7 protein-coding genes are annotated in these 16,811 nt (G+C 64.2%); 4 read left to right on the top strand and 3 right to left on the bottom strand.

What is annotated here, in order from left to right; translation table 11 throughout:
• Positions 1-872 precede the first annotated feature (872 nt).
• From CYFUS_RS48560 to CYFUS_RS51505, 3 genes are all read left to right on the top strand, one after another.
• Positions 873-4,865: a hypothetical protein gene (locus CYFUS_RS48560; RefSeq protein ID WP_095991439.1), complete on the top strand. Its 3,993-nt coding sequence runs from the start codon at positions 873-875 to the stop codon at positions 4,863-4,865.
• A gap of 236 nt (positions 4,866-5,101) precedes the next feature.
• Positions 5,102-10,615: an RHS repeat-associated core domain-containing protein gene (locus tag CYFUS_RS48555; RefSeq protein WP_095991438.1), complete on the top strand. Its 5,514-nt coding sequence runs from the start codon at positions 5,102-5,104 to the stop codon at positions 10,613-10,615.
• 13 nt (positions 10,616-10,628) lie between these two features.
• The gene (locus CYFUS_RS51505) at positions 10,629-11,081 is read left to right on the top strand and encodes a hypothetical protein (protein ID WP_157759091.1); all 453 of its coding nucleotides are present in this window, start codon (positions 10,629-10,631) and stop codon (positions 11,079-11,081) included.
• A gap of 267 nt (positions 11,082-11,348) precedes the next feature.
• Here CYFUS_RS51505 and CYFUS_RS48550 read toward each other — a convergent pair whose 3' ends face one another.
• Together CYFUS_RS48550 and CYFUS_RS48545 are read right to left on the bottom strand one after the other, a co-directional pair.
• A complete protein-coding gene (locus tag CYFUS_RS48550) occupies positions 11,349-14,171 on the bottom strand; it encodes a TonB-dependent receptor (protein ID WP_095991437.1) in 2,823 nt (940 codons plus the stop codon).
• Between the two features lie 29 nt (positions 14,172-14,200).
• Entirely contained in the window at positions 14,201-15,160 is a 960-nt protein-coding gene (locus CYFUS_RS48545) for a hypothetical protein (protein WP_095991436.1), read from the bottom strand.
• A gap of 292 nt (positions 15,161-15,452) precedes the next feature.
• On the opposite strand from CYFUS_RS48545, the gene CYFUS_RS51500 reads away from it, so the two are divergent.
• Positions 15,453-16,142, top strand: a complete 690-nt coding sequence (locus tag CYFUS_RS51500) for a PaxA (protein ID WP_157759090.1) — start codon at positions 15,453-15,455, stop codon at positions 16,140-16,142.
• Between the two features lie 22 nt (positions 16,143-16,164).
• Here CYFUS_RS51500 and CYFUS_RS48530 read toward each other — a convergent pair whose 3' ends face one another.
• Positions 16,165-16,806 carry a J domain-containing protein gene (locus CYFUS_RS48530; protein WP_095991433.1) on the bottom strand — a complete coding sequence of 214 codons (642 nt, stop codon included), beginning with the start codon at positions 16,804-16,806 and terminating at the stop codon, positions 16,165-16,167.
• Positions 16,807-16,811 lie beyond the last annotated feature (5 nt).

The following is a 16,811-nucleotide window of genomic DNA, read 5'->3' as shown; positions in this document are numbered from 1 at the left end:
ACGCGAGGGACAGCGCGAGAGAAAGGAAGAGAGCACTCTGGAAGCGGAACATAGCGGTGGCACTGTAGACGATGACCTGCCGCGCGGGCGATTCCGCTGGTGCCAGGGGGATGATTGAGCGGCTTTGGCTCCGCGCTTTTGATGGGGTCCATTCCAAAATATGGAGAATTCGAGATGGCGGCTATGCATACGCACTTGGCGCCTGGAGTGAACAATCCCATGGAGGAGCGTGCTAAGGGCTCGACTCCGTCAACACAAGGTGACGGACCATCCGTGGTGAGTCAGTCGCACGGGACTTCCGAGGGGGAGCTTTGAACAGGGTAAGTGTGTGGATGCTGAGCAGCCTTATGTGGTTGCTCGCGTGTGGCGGGGTGCCTGATCAGGAGAGTGGCATCGAGCCAAGGGATGTCGTTGAGCAGGAACTGGATTCGTGCTCCGACAGCGTACTCTCCTGGAAGACGTCTGCGGCCAACGCGGGCTCGACGGACTCGCGGACCTGTTCCGGGCCGCAGGAGCTGAAGCTCAAGTGCTACAACGCGCGAACGGACGATCCAAAGTGTCCCCAGGTTGGGACGAAACCAAAGACTTGTTACCAGCCTTGTGAACAGGCTGTCGGAACTCAGCGAGTGGATCGCACCGTGTGGGTAGAGCCTGAATACGCTTATTCGTACGAGCAGTGTCAGTACGATGAGTGGGGCTTGCCTTACAACTGCGAGACGATCAACGTCTACGATACCGTCTATCCCTGCCAGAAACAGGTTCTCGATGATGTTGCGGGGTACCCAGAAGAGCTTCGGGACGATATTGTCTACGATTTCTGGATTGATCGAGGTAGTACTGAGTGTCGATACACGCTCTACAATGCTCCCATCATGGGGACCGTCTACAACGACTCACGGTGCCCCGCGTTCAGTTGCCCCGAACCTCTGTACGGGACCTGCCGCCACCCCGCCTTCCTGGAGTCGCTCGACCCGAACGCTTGCGGCATAGACGCGGGCCCGTTCTATTCCGCGCCGGGGCAGTCGGTGGATGCGCTCAAGTCGGATCCGAAGGTCCAGGCGGCCTGGAAGAAGCTGCTCAACCTGAACGGCTCCGTCCCCACTCCCGCCGTGGAGTTCGGGTCGACCCGTTGCCTGACCTGTGAGGACAAGCCGCTCGACAACCCGGCTCAGACCCAGCAGCAGGCGAGAGAACTCTACAACTGTCTCGATGGTCTGCTGGGGGCGCAGAACGATGTCGCCGGCCTCCCCGAGGGAGTGCCACTTTCCGGGGTGTCGCGTCCAGCGCTGGCGAACCAGCTCGTCGAGCGTCTGAAGCTCCTGTTCGAGCGCAAGGGCTCTCTGCTGAGCGATGGTCAGCAGGGGCGGATCCTCCAGTTGTACAACATCGACCCGTACAAGAGCGTGCGGCTGGATTGTCCTTCTCCCTTCACCCCGCCTCCCGTGACCTCGGCGTGTGGAGACCTGAGCAATTTGAACCAGCAGCTCGGCTTCTGCTCGCTCCTGGAGCCGGCGCATGTGCCCCGCTCCGCTCGTGACTCCTATCTCTCCCAGTGTCTGGGTCTGGCCTCGGACATCACCCTCATTCCCGTGGGTGACGCCTGCTCGAGCGCGGCCTATCGCGATTCCTTCTTCTCGTTGATGGAGAGCCTGGTGACGCGGCAGGTAACCCCCTTGTCCCTGAGCACCCCCACGGCGGGCGAGCCGGTCGTGGACCCCCAGCAACTGCATTACGCACTCCGTGCGATGGACACCTGGTACGTGAATCTGCGCTCGGAGCTGTCCTCCGAGCCGGTGCTCTTCAAGGATCGCGTGGGGGACAAGCTTCCCGGCTTCTTGAGCACCTTCTGGGACGCCGCGTATGCGACCCGGGTTCACCTGGACACGGAGATTCCCTCGCTGCCCGCGGAGCAACTCACCGACTATCTCGACACCTACCTGGGCAACGTGTCCAACCTCTCCATGGCGGTGGAGCGTGACGTGCTGCGGGCCGCGCTGCCGGTCTCGGGTCCTCCGCCCATGACTTCCTCGGCCCTTGTCCTGGTCATGGGGGATGCCTTCACGGGGTTGACCCACCGCCTGGAGTCACTGCGTCCCTTTCATGACCTGGGTTGCCGGTTCAAGCGCTGCAGCCCCACCGCGGACAGCTCGCAGATGAGTCAGCTCTGGGGCTTGCTGGCCAACCTGGATGACGCGGGCAGGCTCCAGACCCAGCTCGGGAAGGCCAACCAGGTGGGTGTCAACTGGAGGGAGGTCTTCACTCAAATCCAGCGCAACCACAGCACGGTGGCCAACGCGGTGCGCGACTCGCTCCTGGAGAACCCCGTCTACGCGTCCAAGGCCGACTCCTGGAAGGAGCTGCTCTCCCGTGGACTGCCCGAGTCCATGAGCCCCGGCATGGTTCCGCTGGCTCAATACATCCAACAAGCCCTGGCGCGCACACGCAGTCATGAGCGCACGGGTCTGTTGGAGCCCACCCTGCAGAACACGCTGTACCGCGGCATTCAGGAGGCCCAGCAGGAGCAAACCATCGGCCGTGTGAAGTCGGACAACGAAAACCTCGGCAACAAGCTCGAGACGTACTCCGCCAACCGGAAGGAAGCCGTGGTGGCGCTGCAACAGGAGATCTCGACCCGGAGCGGCCAGTCCCGGCTGCTGGCGGAACTCCAGCAGAAGGTAGGCGAGCTCGAGGAACTCAGCAGGAATCAAGTGGCACTGCGTCACAACATCGAGGTCCAGCAGGCGCGCTACGCGCTCTTCGCCCAGATCCTCAACCAGGAACTCAAGAAGGAAGCCGGTGACAATCGTGTGGCTTATGATCGCGTCTCCCGCACCCTGGAGGATGTAACGGCCGACAACGCGCGCCGGGACACCAGCCAGGGAAAGAGTGGTGTGGAGGTGGTGTCGTTCTACAAGTGGCCAGGGACTGGCCCTGGAAACGAGGAGCCTTCCCTGAGCATCAAGAAGGGAGACGTGGTCAATTTCGATACGTCGGGTTCGTGGTCGCCGACCTGTGCATTGCAAACCGCCCAGCAGGCGCCCTTCATCACCAATCCAATCGTCGTCAGCAGTCAAGGCAGGGGGTTCACCACGGGACCCGAGGGCTTTTCGATCTCCACGGAGGGCTCCACGTTCAAGGCCAGCGCCACGGAGCGCGTGAACCAGAATGGAACCTTCTACAGTAGATCCAATTCGTACAGTGACTGCGCGGGGGCCGAGATGTCGCTCAATATCGGCCACGAGTCCGTACCTGTCTTCAGCGCCAGGGCCTACGAGCGGGTCGAGAGTTGCTACAAGTCCGACCATGGTACGAGCGGAGGCGTTACCCACTCGACGAGCAGTACGTTGGGCGGCGAGAGCCGCCAGACGGCGAGCTTCCATCGTGGTCTCCGCCTGCAGAACACCCCCTTCCCGGACATGCCCGTGGGAAGCCTGCTGGCCGTGGTGATGAAGCGTGGAGCGACGGCGCTCGACCATGCCTCCATCCTGGACATCCATGTGGTGCAGTCGCCCTACACCTCGTTCTCTGTTCAGGAGGATGCGGACGTCTACCTGGTGGTGAATGACAAGACCGGTTGCGCGGTGGATACGAGCGTTGGCTTGAACGTGACGATGACCCGGGTGCGGCCGCTGGGCTCCGTGGTCGCGGAGGTGGCGACCCAGATGGCGAAGACCCTCCTCGACATTCGCAGCCAGACCGACGACTTCCTCGCCAGTGGCCGCCTGCTGCCCAGCGACAAGGCGCAACTGCGCTCGACAGCCCTGCTTCAACTGGGAGGACTGACGAACTTCCCAGACATCATGAGCATCTACGAGGCATGGCTCGATGCGGAATTGGCGGTGCTGGAGAAGAAGGTGGAGGCACGCACCGTGGAACTGAGCATGGCCCGGCTCGTCCTGGAGACGCGCGCGCTCAATGAACAGCTCCAGTTGTCCAACGCGGAGCTGCGGATGACCAGGAAGGTGTCCTCGTGGGCCTTGAGGGAGATGGACGCGGACACCTTGAGTGCCTATTCGCTCCTCGTCCTGAACAAGGTGATGTCGCAGCTCCATCCCATCGTCGATCTGCGTCATCCGGGTGTGTTCGAGACGCTCACGGGCAACTACTACAAGTCCCAACTCGACAAGCTCATTCAGATCAAGGTCGATGACACCCTTCGCCTCCACGTCCAATCCGCGCACGATCTGGTGACGGACCTGATCGATGTCCTTGAAGATGCGAGGGGTGGGACTCCGTCCCTGGTTCCCACGCAGGTGGCGTTGCGTTTCCCGCGTCCAGTCATTCTACCCTCACATCCAAGGCAGCCCAGCCTCTTCCGCACCGCGGACACGGAGCGCTCCGCTGCTCTCTGGGCCGCCGTGGATAACAAGACGCGGGCCTCCATCGTCCTGACGCCAGCGGACCTGTATGCCGCCGGCGTAAGCCCTGGCTCCTCGAAGCTGGGGTGCAACGAAGCCGCGCCGGTCATCGACGCCATGGGCATTCACTTCGTCTGGATCAATCCCCTGGCCAAACAGCGCACCGAGAGCGAGAACATCCGCGTGAATGTCGAGTTCGATCAATCACTCGTATTCCCCAGGGAAGATGGTCCGGTCTCGTACTTCATGGACACCCGAGAGTGGACGACGTTCAATGTGAAGACGACCTATGATGGTTCCATCGCCAACGCGGGCTCCAGGTTCCTCAACTACGCGGCCCCGACCCGTGTCGCGAATGGTCTGTCTCCATTCACCAAGTTCTCCATCGACTTCAGCTCGCCGGATCTGACTGGTCTCTGGGAAGCGGATGACATCATCCTCTTCTTCACCGTGTCTGTCCGCCCGGTCGAGCAGGGGGGGCTGGGTTGGTTGGAGAACTGCCAGTAGTGAGTTGATTCCCCTCCAGTGATGCAGTGGTCGGCCGGTCCGGGCTTTGCCCGGGCCGGCCTTTTCATACTTTTCTTCCTTCTTAGCGACGACTCGTGCGATTTCCCTTCTCCAAGAAACTGCTCTCAGCCTGTGCAGGCCTATGGGCCAGCCTCGCTACCGTGGCGCAAGCCCATCCTTTTTCAGATTCGCTGATCCAACCGCCCGCGCTGTCGGCCCCCCAACGAGGCTCCCTGGTGGGCCAGCTCTCGGGAGTTGCCTTCGAAGCGGCCGACCTGAGCCGGGGGGGATACACGCTGGAGTCGCCCTTCGTGGTGCCTTCGGACCACGGACCCCTGCTCGCGCCGGTCTTCCCCCAGTACTCCGTGGAGCAGGGGCTCTCCGAGTGGGGAATGGGTTGGCAGTCGAACCTCTTCCTGACCCGTTTCCGGCATGTAGGTACGCTGGATTACGTCACGGATGGACTGACGGGCCCCTGGGGTGAGCTCGTCCAGGGATTGGATGGAAGCTGGTACCCGCGGGGCTTGTCCGCCCACGTGCGGGTAGAGGCGACCGCGGATGGCTTCGTGGCCTTTCTGCCCGATGGCAGCCGGCATACGTTCGGCGGCCCCTCCCGGGTCCAGACCGGTGCCGGAGTCTATTCCTGGCCACTCACCGAAGTAGTGACGGCGACGGGCAGGAAGACGCGGCTCACCTATGAGCAGAACGCCTCCGGACGGCCCTTCCTCAAGACCGTGTCTTTTGGCGGAGTAGGGAACACGGCGCGGTACCAACTGGACTTCATCTACGAAGCCGTTCGAGTGCCATTCTCCGACTGGCGCTCGTCGCGGGCACTGGTGTTGGACCAGCGCGTCAAGTTCGTGAAGGTGTCCGCCTGGGACCCGGCATCCGCTTCCTTCCGCGAGCGATGGCATTACGTCCTCTCCTATGAGGAGGAGGCGCTCAGCCCGGCCTTCTATATGAAAGAAATTGTCCGGGTATTCGCCTCGGGTGAGTCCGAACCTCCCGTTCGTTACACGTACCACGTAGGGACCGAGAAGCTGACCTCCGCGGAGTTCAGGCCCGTGCCCCAATTCGACCCGGTGGTGAAGCGTCTGGGCTGGGACGTCCTCTATCCCACCCGCTCCGCGCCCCTCGACGTCGACGAGAACGGCCAGCTCGAACTCGAGCACAACAAGAGCAATCTCCTGGTGGTCCAGGGGCCTCAGGGCTTCTCCTTCCAGGAGTTGCCAGCCCCGAGTGGTCCCGTCCATAGGCCGTGCCGCTGGGAGCCCTACGAGGAGAACCCCGTACGCCAACTGGTGAAGTTGCGGCCCACGGATACGGAGTACAGCGTGCTGGATGTGCGCTATGGCGCGCAGTCCTCCTCTCAGCTCACGCTGTGCGCCCGTGACGGTGTCGCCGTGCACACCCTGCAACTCCCCGGCTATTGGGAGCCAGGTCCGAACAACCGGCTGGTGGACCTGGATCGCGACCACCGCCCCGACTTCATCGAGATCTTCAGTGGGGGCTACCGGGTGCTCCCCAATCAAAGTGATGCCTCCGGGTATGCTTTTGGCTCGCCCATCACCCGTTTCCTGTCTCCAGCCTTCCCCGCGGATGCGTCGTGGTTGCACGACATGAATGGGGATGGGTTGTTGGACATCGTCTCTCGTTTCGACTCCGGTCTGGCGGTCTGGTCTGGAACGGGCGCGAAGTACGAGTTCTCCCCCGAGGCGATCATCATTCCCTTCCTCGTCGATGGCACGGTGTTGGGGAATCTCTCGGACTACCAGCTCCACTTCGTGGATGTGAACAAGGATGGCGCGGCGGATGCCCTGCTGGCCTTGGATGGGTTGATGTTTGTCTTCATCAACGACGGAACCCGGCTGCAGTACATCCGGGTGCCCGCGATGTTCTACCCGCTCGGACTCATCGCCAGCTACCCCATGGTGGTGGACGTCGCGGGCAGTGGGGACACGGAAGTGGTCGTGGTGGAGGCCCTCGAGGACAGGACGATGTCGGTGGCGCTGAACACAGCGGAAACAGGTCTGCTGTGGACGGCGGACGACGGCAAGGGCACCGTGTTGACCTTCAAGTACGCACGGGCCCCCGCGGAGCCGGGGGGGCGCCAGCGTGCGACGGTGCTCGAGCGGCTGGTGGTTTCTTCCTCGGGCCAGGAGCCTGTCGCGTACTCGTATCAGTACTTTCATCCGCGGGTACATCCCCAGGGACTGCATCTGCTGGGGTTCGACAGCGTGGTGCGCCATGCGCCCTCGCTCGTCGAGCAGGTCCACTTCCTCAACGACGACACGAACGCGGGCCTCGTCGTGTCGTCCAGCGAATCTGACTCACGCACGCCGGGAGTCATCCGCTACGCGGAGCGCGGCTACGACCTGGCCACGTTCCAGGGGCTGCCCTGGCGGCGGTTGAAGGCGGAGCGCGCGGGGTATGCCCAAGCGCTGCGGAGTGGGACGCAGGTCGTGGAGGAGCATACCGACTACGACTATCCCGCCTACGAGGAGACGGTGTGCCCGGAGCGCACGGTGCTCCATACCGCGAATGGCTCGCTCACCACGGAGCGCCGTCGCGCCGTGGTGCCGGGCCTGGTGAAGCATCTGCACTGTCTGGAGGATCGCATCATCCTTTCCGGCCAGCATGCGGACAGGTCGATCAACTTCAGTCACGAGGCATGGCTGACGCGCAACGCGGTGGGCCTGGTGGAGCGGGTGCAAAGCCTGGGCGAGGAGGGGCTGCTCACCCTGCAAGAGGTGATGTACCGCTCGGACTACTCCGTGGAGCGCGTCTCGGTGCCTGGCCAGGGCCATACGCTCTTCACCCTGGAGCCGGACAGCACCCTGCTGCGCAAGGTGACGTCTCCGGACGGCTCGGTCCTGGAGGTGACCTCGCGAGAGCCGCTCACGGACGCCATCCGCTCCCTTACCAGCCAGCATGGCACGCAGCTCTACACGCAGGCGTTCCGCTACGATGGGCAGGAACGTCTCCAGAAGAACTGGAACAGCCTGGGCCATGCAACGGAGGCGGACCCGGCGTTGTTGCTCGCCTATGAATTCGCCACGGACGTGAAGCCCGCGGTGGTGAATGTCACCACGCTCGTGGATGGCCTTTCAGGAGCCCGGCGCCGTTCGGTGGAGTGGAGCACGGCCTCGGGCGCGCAGGTCGCCAGTGCCCAGCTCATTCCCGAGGGGTGGGCGTTCGACGGTGTCACGACGTTCCATCCGGAGCAGCTCGAGACGCGCGAGCACAACCGGCCCACCGAGCCGCCGACGTCGGAGCCGGCGGCGTTGACCTACCAGGGGCTGCGCACGGGAATGCAGCCCGTGGCCATGCGGCGCTCCGCTGGCTTGGGCCATGAGATTGCCGCGTTTTCCAAGCTCCACGCGGATGTGGAGCGGCAGGTGGTGTCGAGCCTCGATGTGGAGTCTGGCCTTCTGCGGCGTGAGCGGGTCGAGAACGATGTCTATCGGACGCGCTTCTGGCTGAACGCCTCGGAGAAGGTGCTGCGCCGCGAGGAGCCGGATGGCACCCAGTTCGGCTTCGAGCGTGATGCGCTCGACCGGGTGCGGCGTGTGCTCCTGCCGGATGGAAAGACCCATGGGGTCACCTACGATGCGCATGGCCGGGTGAAGCAGGTGACCCGAGAAGGGCTCGCGACCCTCGTCCATGAGTACGAACCCGTCACGGGCTTGCTACGAAGCCGACGGTTCCTGTCCGCACAAGGGGTGGCTCAGCGTTCGGAGTCGTGGACGTACGACGCGATCGGACGCAAGTCGGTGGAAGAGCACACGGATCTGATCCAGGGGGCCGTTCAGCACTACCGCTTCTTCTACGACGGGGCGACACCGGACGAGCCTGGACGGCGCACGTACCTGGGAGAACTGTCGGCGGTCCAGGGCGAGGGTTATCTCAAGACCTTCGACTATCGCGCGGACGGCAAGCTCTCCCGGTACGTGTTGCGGCTGGATGGCTGGCGTACGGTGGCGTCGGAGTTCACCTACGCGGACAATGGTGAGGCGCGGCAGACGACCACCTCGGTGTGGGACGCGATCGGAGGATTGCTGTCGGTCTCCAGCAATGAGCATCGATGGGATGCCCACGGCCGGTTGTCGGAGGTGTGGCTCAATGGCTATCCATTGGCCACCTTTGCTTATGATGCCAATGGACAGGCCAGCACCGCGACCTTTACCACGGGTGACCAGGTCCTGCTGGGGTACGATCCTCTGACCCATGAACGCTTGTCGATATCGCAATGGGCGGCGGGGGGATGGCATTCCTCCAACGCCCTGCGCTTCAACGCGAGAGGCTTTCCGGACCACGATACTTTCGTCATCGGCGGCAAGAACCTGCAGCGCCAGTACGCTTACTCGCCGCAGGGTTTTCTGACGGACGCACGTGACGCGGAGAATGCCTACTCCTACGGATTCGACGGCTCGGGTCTGCCGACGAGCATCGAGGAACAGGGATCGCGCCGCGACTTGAGTTGGGCCAGTGGTTCCCTCACCGCGGGGAACACGCTGTATACGTTCGACGCCCTCGGCCGCTCCCTCAGCAAGGGCGACCTGTCCTTCAGCTATGGCCCCAATGGCCATCTGGCGCTCGCCACTCGCGGTGGCAACACGTGGCGGTTCTTGTACGACGAGAACGGCCAGCGATTGCTGAAGTTCAGCGGAGCGACTCCCGTGGCGGCGTATCTGGAGCAGGGCGCCTATCTGGACGCGGGCGGTCTGGCGGAGCCTTTCAAGTTCTCCGGGCAGTTGGTGGGCCTCGTCCGGGGCAATTCCTTCCACCTGCTCGCTGCGGATGCTCGCGGCACGCTCATGGCGGAGCTGGACGGAACCCCCCGGTTGGCCTCTCCGTTTGGTCATCGGACCATCCATCCGGACATCGCGGCGATCGTGGATTATGTCCAGAAGGGCTACGATGCGGATCTGGAACTCGTCCGCATGGGGGTTCGCGACTACGATCCGACGATCAACCGGTTCCTGACCCCGGACCCGCTGTTCTTGGAGGAGCCGGAGCGCTGCGTGGACAGTCCGGCGGAGTGCAACCTGTATGGGTACGCGGGTGGCAATCCAGTGGCCTACGTGGATCCGACTGGAAAGGCTCTCGAGTCGGTATGGGATGCGGCGAGTCTCGGCATGGGCCTTGCCAGCATCGCCATGTGGGACAAGAACACGAGCACAGCCGCGAAGGTAGTCGATGTTGTATCGGTCATCGTCGATGGCGCGGCCTTGGCGCTGCCATTTGTTCCGGGAGGCGCGGGAGCCGTCATCAAGGGCTACCGGACCGCCAATAAGGCGGTGGATGCCGTCAAGAACGCCGACGAGGTAATGGCTGCCCTGCAGGCTTCTAACCGGGTGGATCTCTCCGCGATCAACCGTTCACGCAATGTCCCGACTTCCCACTACAACCCTTCGACCCTGAACGCACAGGGTAATGCAGCAAGGGCCGGTTCTCACACCAAGCCGGTCAACCTTCCTGCATGGAAGAAGGTTGAAATCGACATGGACCACATTGCCTCTGGCCACATGCGTGGAGGATCCCGTGTGAGTCCCCAGAAAGATTTGTTCCCTGACCACATGACCAGGAATCAAGTCGAATCATCAGTCAGACAAGCCTACAGACATGCCGAACCGGTGGCCAGCCAAGGTCCGCGTGTTTTGGTGCGGGGACCCGGGCCGGGCTTTCGCATCGAGATGTGGGTGAACAAGGAAACCAAGGCCATCGAAACTGCGTACCCTCTCTTTTAGGATGCAGATTCTTATGTTCAAGGTACAGGCAGAAGTCGGCACTTTGGAGATCGCGCGATCCGGAAGAATCACGGGCGTGATTATGCTCCGAGATGAGGATCGTTCATTCCCTGATGATGAATGGAATGACACCCCTGTTGTCGTACTCGGCTGGTGGTTGGAGGAACTGACACGGCTTTTCTCTGGGAAAGCATCAACTGCCCAGTGCCGCTTCATGGACGGACCATTCGCTTTTGATGCGACGCGGCACGGCAACGAAATCGTTCTTCAATGCCGACGGAGAAGGCAGAGTTCAGAACAGGTCGTTCTTGAGGGACGTGTTCCCCTCGATGCGTTTATGTGGGCGTTGGTGGCGAGCGCATCGCAGGTTGTTGCTGCCTGCGAAGAGCGCGGATGGAAATCGGATGAACTGAATCGCCTCAAGGACTTGGTGAGGGTTGCCAAGTCCGAGGTGTGCGGCGCCTGATCAATTCGCCCTCTTCTTTCCGAGGGGCGGTTGGTGACCTGAACACCGAGGGCCTGACTCCAGTGCCCAGAACTGGGTGGGTGCCCGCCTGGGTCCTGGAGTACCCGATTGATTGCCCGTCAGCTCCGACCTTAGGCCCGGAGGTGGGGTCACTGGAGCAGACCCATAATCCCATTGGGTCTGCTCACGGGGCTCTTGAGTGGATGTGGCCTGTGGCCTTCAGCGAGGCGGTGTCCCTGAACCGCTCGGGACACCGCCTCCGTGCGGCTAGTTGCGGAAGCGCAGCAGCAGCTCCGCCTGCAGTCCACCGTTACGGTTGCGGGACAGGCCGTAGTTGGAGTTGGTGGTCGCGTACTGGTCGTAGATGCTGGTGGTGGCGGTGTTGTTGAGCACGTTCACCACCATCGCGGTGATCTCGAACTTGTTCTTGATGTTGAACAGGCGGCCCACGTCGTAGCGGGCCTGGGCGTCGATGACGAACAGGTCGGGATTGCGCAGCTCGGAGATGGTCGAGGGGTCGTTGAAGTTCGCCAGGCCCCGGTTGACCGTGTAGCCCGTGCCGCGCGGAGAGCGGTACAGGGTGGTGTTGGGGTTGCTGAGCGACTGGTTCTGCCACAGCGGCGTGCCGGTCAGGTAGCGCATGCGCACGCCGAAATCGAGACCGAAGGAGGTCGCGTAGTTGACGGCGCCCTTGAGCGTGTGGCGGATGTCGTCCGGCGTCGGGCCCTCGAAGAGGTACTGGGTGCGCGGGTTGCTGCCGTAGCCGTCGAAGTAGCTGGCCACGGTGCCGTTGTTGAAGCCCAGGGTGTAGCTGGCCAGCAGATCCCACCCGCCCAGCTTGCCCTGCGCCCACAGGTCGACGCCCTTGTAGTCGCGCCACGCGCTGTCCGGGTTGTGGATGAGGAACACCTCCCCGGCCGTGCCGTTCACGTTGCCGATGACGCGCGTGCCAGTGGCGTCCCAGATCTGGTTGATCTCCTCGTCCACCCACATGTTGTTATAGCGGCGGTAGGTGAGGTCCGTGCCGAGCACGACGCCCTGACTCACCTCGCGGTGCAGACCCAGGCTCACCTCGTCCACGCTCGTCGGCGTGTGCGTGCTGGCGAAGGAGCGGCCGTTGGCACCACCGCTCCGGGTACAGACGTTGTTGGCCAGGGGCGTGCCGGGACCACAGTCCGGGAAGGCGCCAGCCGCCGGGTTGAAGGTGGCGGTGTAGCGCTGGATGTCCGGGTTGGCGCGCTGCGCGATGAAGACGTCGCCGACCTCGTTGGAGCGGCCGTAGTGCGCCTTGAGCAGGGTCTTGCGGTCATTGGTGAGGTCATACGTCGCCGACACGCGCGGGCCGATGCCCACCAGGTTGGTGACGAAGGCGCCATCGTCGCCGTAGAGTCGGCCCACGTCGGCGCGCAGACCGGCGATCAGCGTGAGCTGGCGGTTGACGGTCCAGCGGTCCTGCACGAAGGCGCCCAACTGGGCCACGGCGCCGCTGGCGGTGTTGCTGCCCAGCACGTCATTGCTGCCGTAGAAGGCCGCGCGCGTGTTGCAATAAGCGAAGGTGCTCGGGTCCTCCGGGTTGCAGATGCCGCCCTTGTCCGTGTAGCGGTAGTTGCCGGTGGTGCCCACGTTCAGCGTGCCCATCAGGTAGCCGAGCTGCACGCCGCCCTTCATCTGGTGCGCGCCCGCCTTGACGAGCACGGTGGGGTCGAACTGGAAGCGCCACTTGTCCTCGGTGGAGTAGTTGCCCGCGATGCTGCTGGACAGCGAGCCCGAGGAGCCCGTGGTGAAGAAGTTGTCGTTCTCGTCCGCGTGCGAGATGGCGTTCATGTCATCGTTCTGCGGACCGAAGTATGCGTGCTTGTAGGTGGCGCCCGTCTGCAACTGGAAGAGGACGTTGTCGTTGAAGCTGTGGTCGTAGTTGCCGATGAGGAAGTAGCCGCCGCGGTCGATGCGCGACTCGGCCTCGGGCGACGTCGTCGCGCTGCCGATGTTGTTGGTGATGGTGTTGTTGTCGACGTTGACGGCGAAGGACACGCGGTCACGGCTCGTGGGCTGCCAGGTGAGCTTGAGCCGGGCGAGCTTCGTCTGGGTGTCGCGGGGCCGGTTCTCCTGCTGGCCCTTGATGGTCAGGGGGATCTCTCGCATCGAGAAGTTCCACTGGCCGCTCGCGTAGAACCACAGCCGGTCCTTGACGATGGGACCGCCGAAGGCGAGCAGGGGCGCGTAGAACGTGGTCTCCGCCTGCCGGGTGGTGCTGTTGAGCAGGTTGCCGGTGCTCAGCGGCTGGTTGGAGGCGTACTGCGTCTTGGCGGCGCTCCAGGCGGGCTGCAGCACGAGCGTCGCGTCGTAGGTCCAGTTGTTGGAGCCCGTCTTGGTGACGATGTTCTGCACCACGCCCAGCGAGTTGTACTGCGCGTCCAGGCCACCGGTGATGACCTCGAAGTTCTCCACCGCGTAGTAGTTCATCGTGGCGGTGATGGAGCCGTCGGACACGTCCGTGGTGTCCATGCCGTCCACGTAGAACTTGCCCCAGCGCGACAGGCCGCCGCGCAGGCTCGGGGCGTTGCCCGGGCCCACGCCCGCCACGAGCTGGGCGATGGTCTGCACCTGGTTGTACACGGGCGTGGACGCGGCCTTCTCCGCCGTCACCACCGCACCCGTCTCGGCCGAGTCCGGGTTGATGATGGGATTGACGCGCTCGGTGATTTCATAGGTGGCCACCGCCTGCGTCTCGGTGAACACCTCGAGCTTCACGTCCACCGGCGTCGTCTGGCCCAGCCGGACGGAGATGTTGGTGAGCTTGATGGGGGTGAAGCCCTCGACCTTGACCTCGAGGGTGTAGCCTTCGCCGGGGGGCACCAGGGGGAACTCGTAGCGGCCGTCCTCGCCGCTGCTGCGCTCCTGGGGCTGCTGGAGCGCGGGGCCGCTGAGGGTCAGGGGCACCTCGGACAGCGGGGTGCCGGTGGGGTCGTACACATAGCCGGAGAGCCGACCGTAGTTCTCGCCCGCGGCGAGCGCGGGCAGCGGCAGGACAGCGAGCGCCAGGAGCGCCAGCAATAGCGCCCGGCCGCGAAGCGGAAGGGAAATCGTCATGGGGGCGAGCTCGGAAGAGGGGGTGAACGTCACGGGGCGGGAACAGCGGGAAGGACAGGTCCGAGGAAGAGCACACCCGTGTAGGTGACGGGCGTGGTCGCCATGTTGAAGGCGTCCTCGGGACAGGGCTCGGTGTAGCAGAGCGACTTGAAGGTGGTGTTGGCCGACACCGACACCTCGCGCAGCCGCACCACGGGAGACCAGTTGGCCTCGCCAGGGCGGGCCTGGAACACGAGCCGGGCGTTGAGGTCGGTGGGCTTGGCGCTGCTCGAGCTGGGCTTGAGCCACAGGCCATCCATCGTCTTCACGTTGCCGTTGCCGTCCACGGGCACCGGGCCGCCGTCCAGGTAGGCGAGCAGCAGGGCGCGGTGCCAGCCATAGGTGAACTGGGTGAGGGGCGCGGTGTCATTGGGACGCGCGTAGGCGAACGTCGGGTCGATGATCGCGCGCACCGCGTAGCTCTCGCCTTCCGCCTCGCCGCCGCCAAACACGCCGTCCTTGAGGGACTGATCGTTCTTGATGGCATTGCAGGTGAAGCTGGACACCCCGGTCCATCCCTTCACGCGCACCAGGGGGATCGCGCTGGTCGACAGGGGCAGGGTGTCGAACACGGAGTACTGGATGTCCTCGGGGTACGTGTCCTTGCGCTGATCGAACGGCTTGCCGGTCGCGCAGCCCTCGGGGAAGTCGTACGAGATGCCCGTCGCCGTGCTGGTCTTCACCAGCTGATCCTTGGGCGTGGTGAGCGCCAGGTTGTGGAAGCTGCGCTCCTCTCCGTTGAACCAGCCCTTGGAGTACTGGTAGCACTTCAGGGTGCTCGGCTTGCCTTCCTTGTCCAGGGGGCCACAACCCGCGGTGGGCTGGAACTTCGCATCGAGCCTCGTACCGTCGATGAAGCTCTGGTACGGATCGACCGGCTGCGAATCACCACACGACATGGCACCCAACGCCGTCAACAGCGTGAGCGCCCACTTCTGCTTCGTTCGCACGAGAGCCTCGGGGGAAATGGAGGAGGGGGCTCACGGCACGAACGCCCGACTGCGAACGCCACCGCGGCCGGGACGGTCATCTATCAACACTTCGTACCAATTTCCAATAAGGGGGTGGCTTTTCACATGGAGTTCACCCCTTGACCCGGGGAGTAGGGAAGACAGCGCCCGGGACTGTGGTATTGAGAGGAAGAACCTCTCCGCTCCAGGCCCCATGTTCGAGCAGCAGACTGCTTCCACATCTTCCCACTTGGCCGGTCCTGCCCTGTTTTCCGTGGTTATCCACGTAGGGGTGATCGCCGCGCTGGTGTTGATGGCCACGCCGAAGGCAAAACCAGAGGAGAAGAAGGAGGTGGAGCTGACGTTGTTGCGCCAGTTGCCGCCGCCTCCCCCGCCGCCTCCGGCGGGCGGTCCGCGCCCCGTGGTCCAGCAGCAGCGCAAGCCCACGCCCCGCAAGGAGGTGGTGCTGCGCAAGCCGGAGAAGATCGAGCCCATCAAGGAAGAGCCGAAGAAGCCCGAGCCGGAGCCGGAACCGGAGCCGGAGCCGGAGCCCGAGCCCACCCCCGCGGCGGAGAATCCGGCGGGGGTCGCGGGCGGGGTGGAGGGGGGAGTGGCCGGCGGTGTCGTGGGGGGCGTGGTCGGTGGGACGGTGGGCGGGCAGCTCGGCGGCACCCTGGGCGGCACGGGCGAGGTGGTGAAGCCCAAGAACGTGCCCCCGTTCGTGATCCAGCGTGACGTGGTGCGGCAGACGCCGCCGCGGCTGTCCGAGGTCTTCAAGCAGTCGCACCGCGGCCAGGGCACGCTCACGGGCCTCTACCGCATCTGCGTGTCCACCGAGGGCAACGTCTACGAGGTCACCGCGGTGAAGTCCGTGCCCGGCGCGGACTCGGACATCATCTCCGGCATCCGCGACGGCTGGCAGTACAAGCCCCAGAAGGTGCCGGTGTGCTTCCTCTACAACATCCCCATCACCATCCAGTGACGCGGGGCGTCTGGCGTCCCCTCTAGCGTCCCTTGAGGTAGCGGCCGGACTGCTTGTCGACGAGCTCGAGGCTCACCTGGGCCTCGCGGCACTCGGGGTGCAGTTGCAGGGCCTGCTCGAAGCTCTCGCGGGCGCGATCGAAGAAGCGGGTGCTCAGGTACTGGTGGCCACGGCACACCAGCTCCATGGCCTGGTAGCGCGGCGTGGGCAGCAGCCGGGCGGCCCGGGAGAACATGCCGAGCGCCTTGCCGTAGTCCTGCGCCTCCAGCGCCAGCATCCCCAGCTTGTAGAGCTGCTGCGCCGCGGTGTCCGGCGGGGGACGCGGCGAGGGCACGTAGACGGGGACGCCGAAGGCCGGAGTGGGGGCGGAGCCGGGGCGCACGGGAATCGAGGGCCGGAGCTTGCTCGGGGCCATCTTCTCGCTCCACTCGCGCCGCTTGTCCGGCTGGCTCAGCGTCTCGAAGGCCTTCTTGGCCGCGAGGAACACCTCCAGGGCCTGGGCCTTCTCCTCCGGGGAGCGGGCGCGCAGCCGGTCCGGGTGCGAGTTCGCGGCGATGCGCAGGAAGGCCTTGCGGATGGCGGGCAGGTCCTCGGTGCCCTGGAGCCCGAGCACCACGAAGGGGTTGGGCGGGGGAGTTTGATCCGGCGGAGCGTCCTGGGACATGGCGG

It is taken from the genome of Cystobacter fuscus (assembly GCF_002305875.1).
GTDB classification, from domain to species: domain Bacteria; phylum Myxococcota; class Myxococcia; order Myxococcales; family Myxococcaceae; genus Cystobacter; species Cystobacter fuscus_A.
Note: the sequence above shows the minus strand (reverse complement) of the source record. Positions and strands in the feature narration are given on the sequence as shown.

What these genes read in the sequence shown, in the direction of transcription:
- CYFUS_RS48560 (WP_095991439.1), top strand. Translation starts at nt 873, where the DNA reads ATGGGGACCGTCTACAACGACTCACGGTGCCCCGCGTTCAGTTGCCCC.
- CYFUS_RS51505 (WP_157759091.1), top strand. Translation starts at nt 10,629, where the DNA reads ATGTTCAAGGTACAGGCAGAAGTCGGCACTTTGGAGATCGCGCGATCC.
- CYFUS_RS48550 (WP_095991437.1), bottom strand. Translation starts at nt 14,171, where the DNA reads ATGACGATTTCCCTTCCGCTTCGCGGCCGGGCGCTATTGCTGGCGCTC.
- CYFUS_RS48530 (WP_095991433.1), bottom strand. Translation starts at nt 16,806, where the DNA reads ATGTCCCAGGACGCTCCGCCGGATCAAACTCCCCCGCCCAACCCCTTC.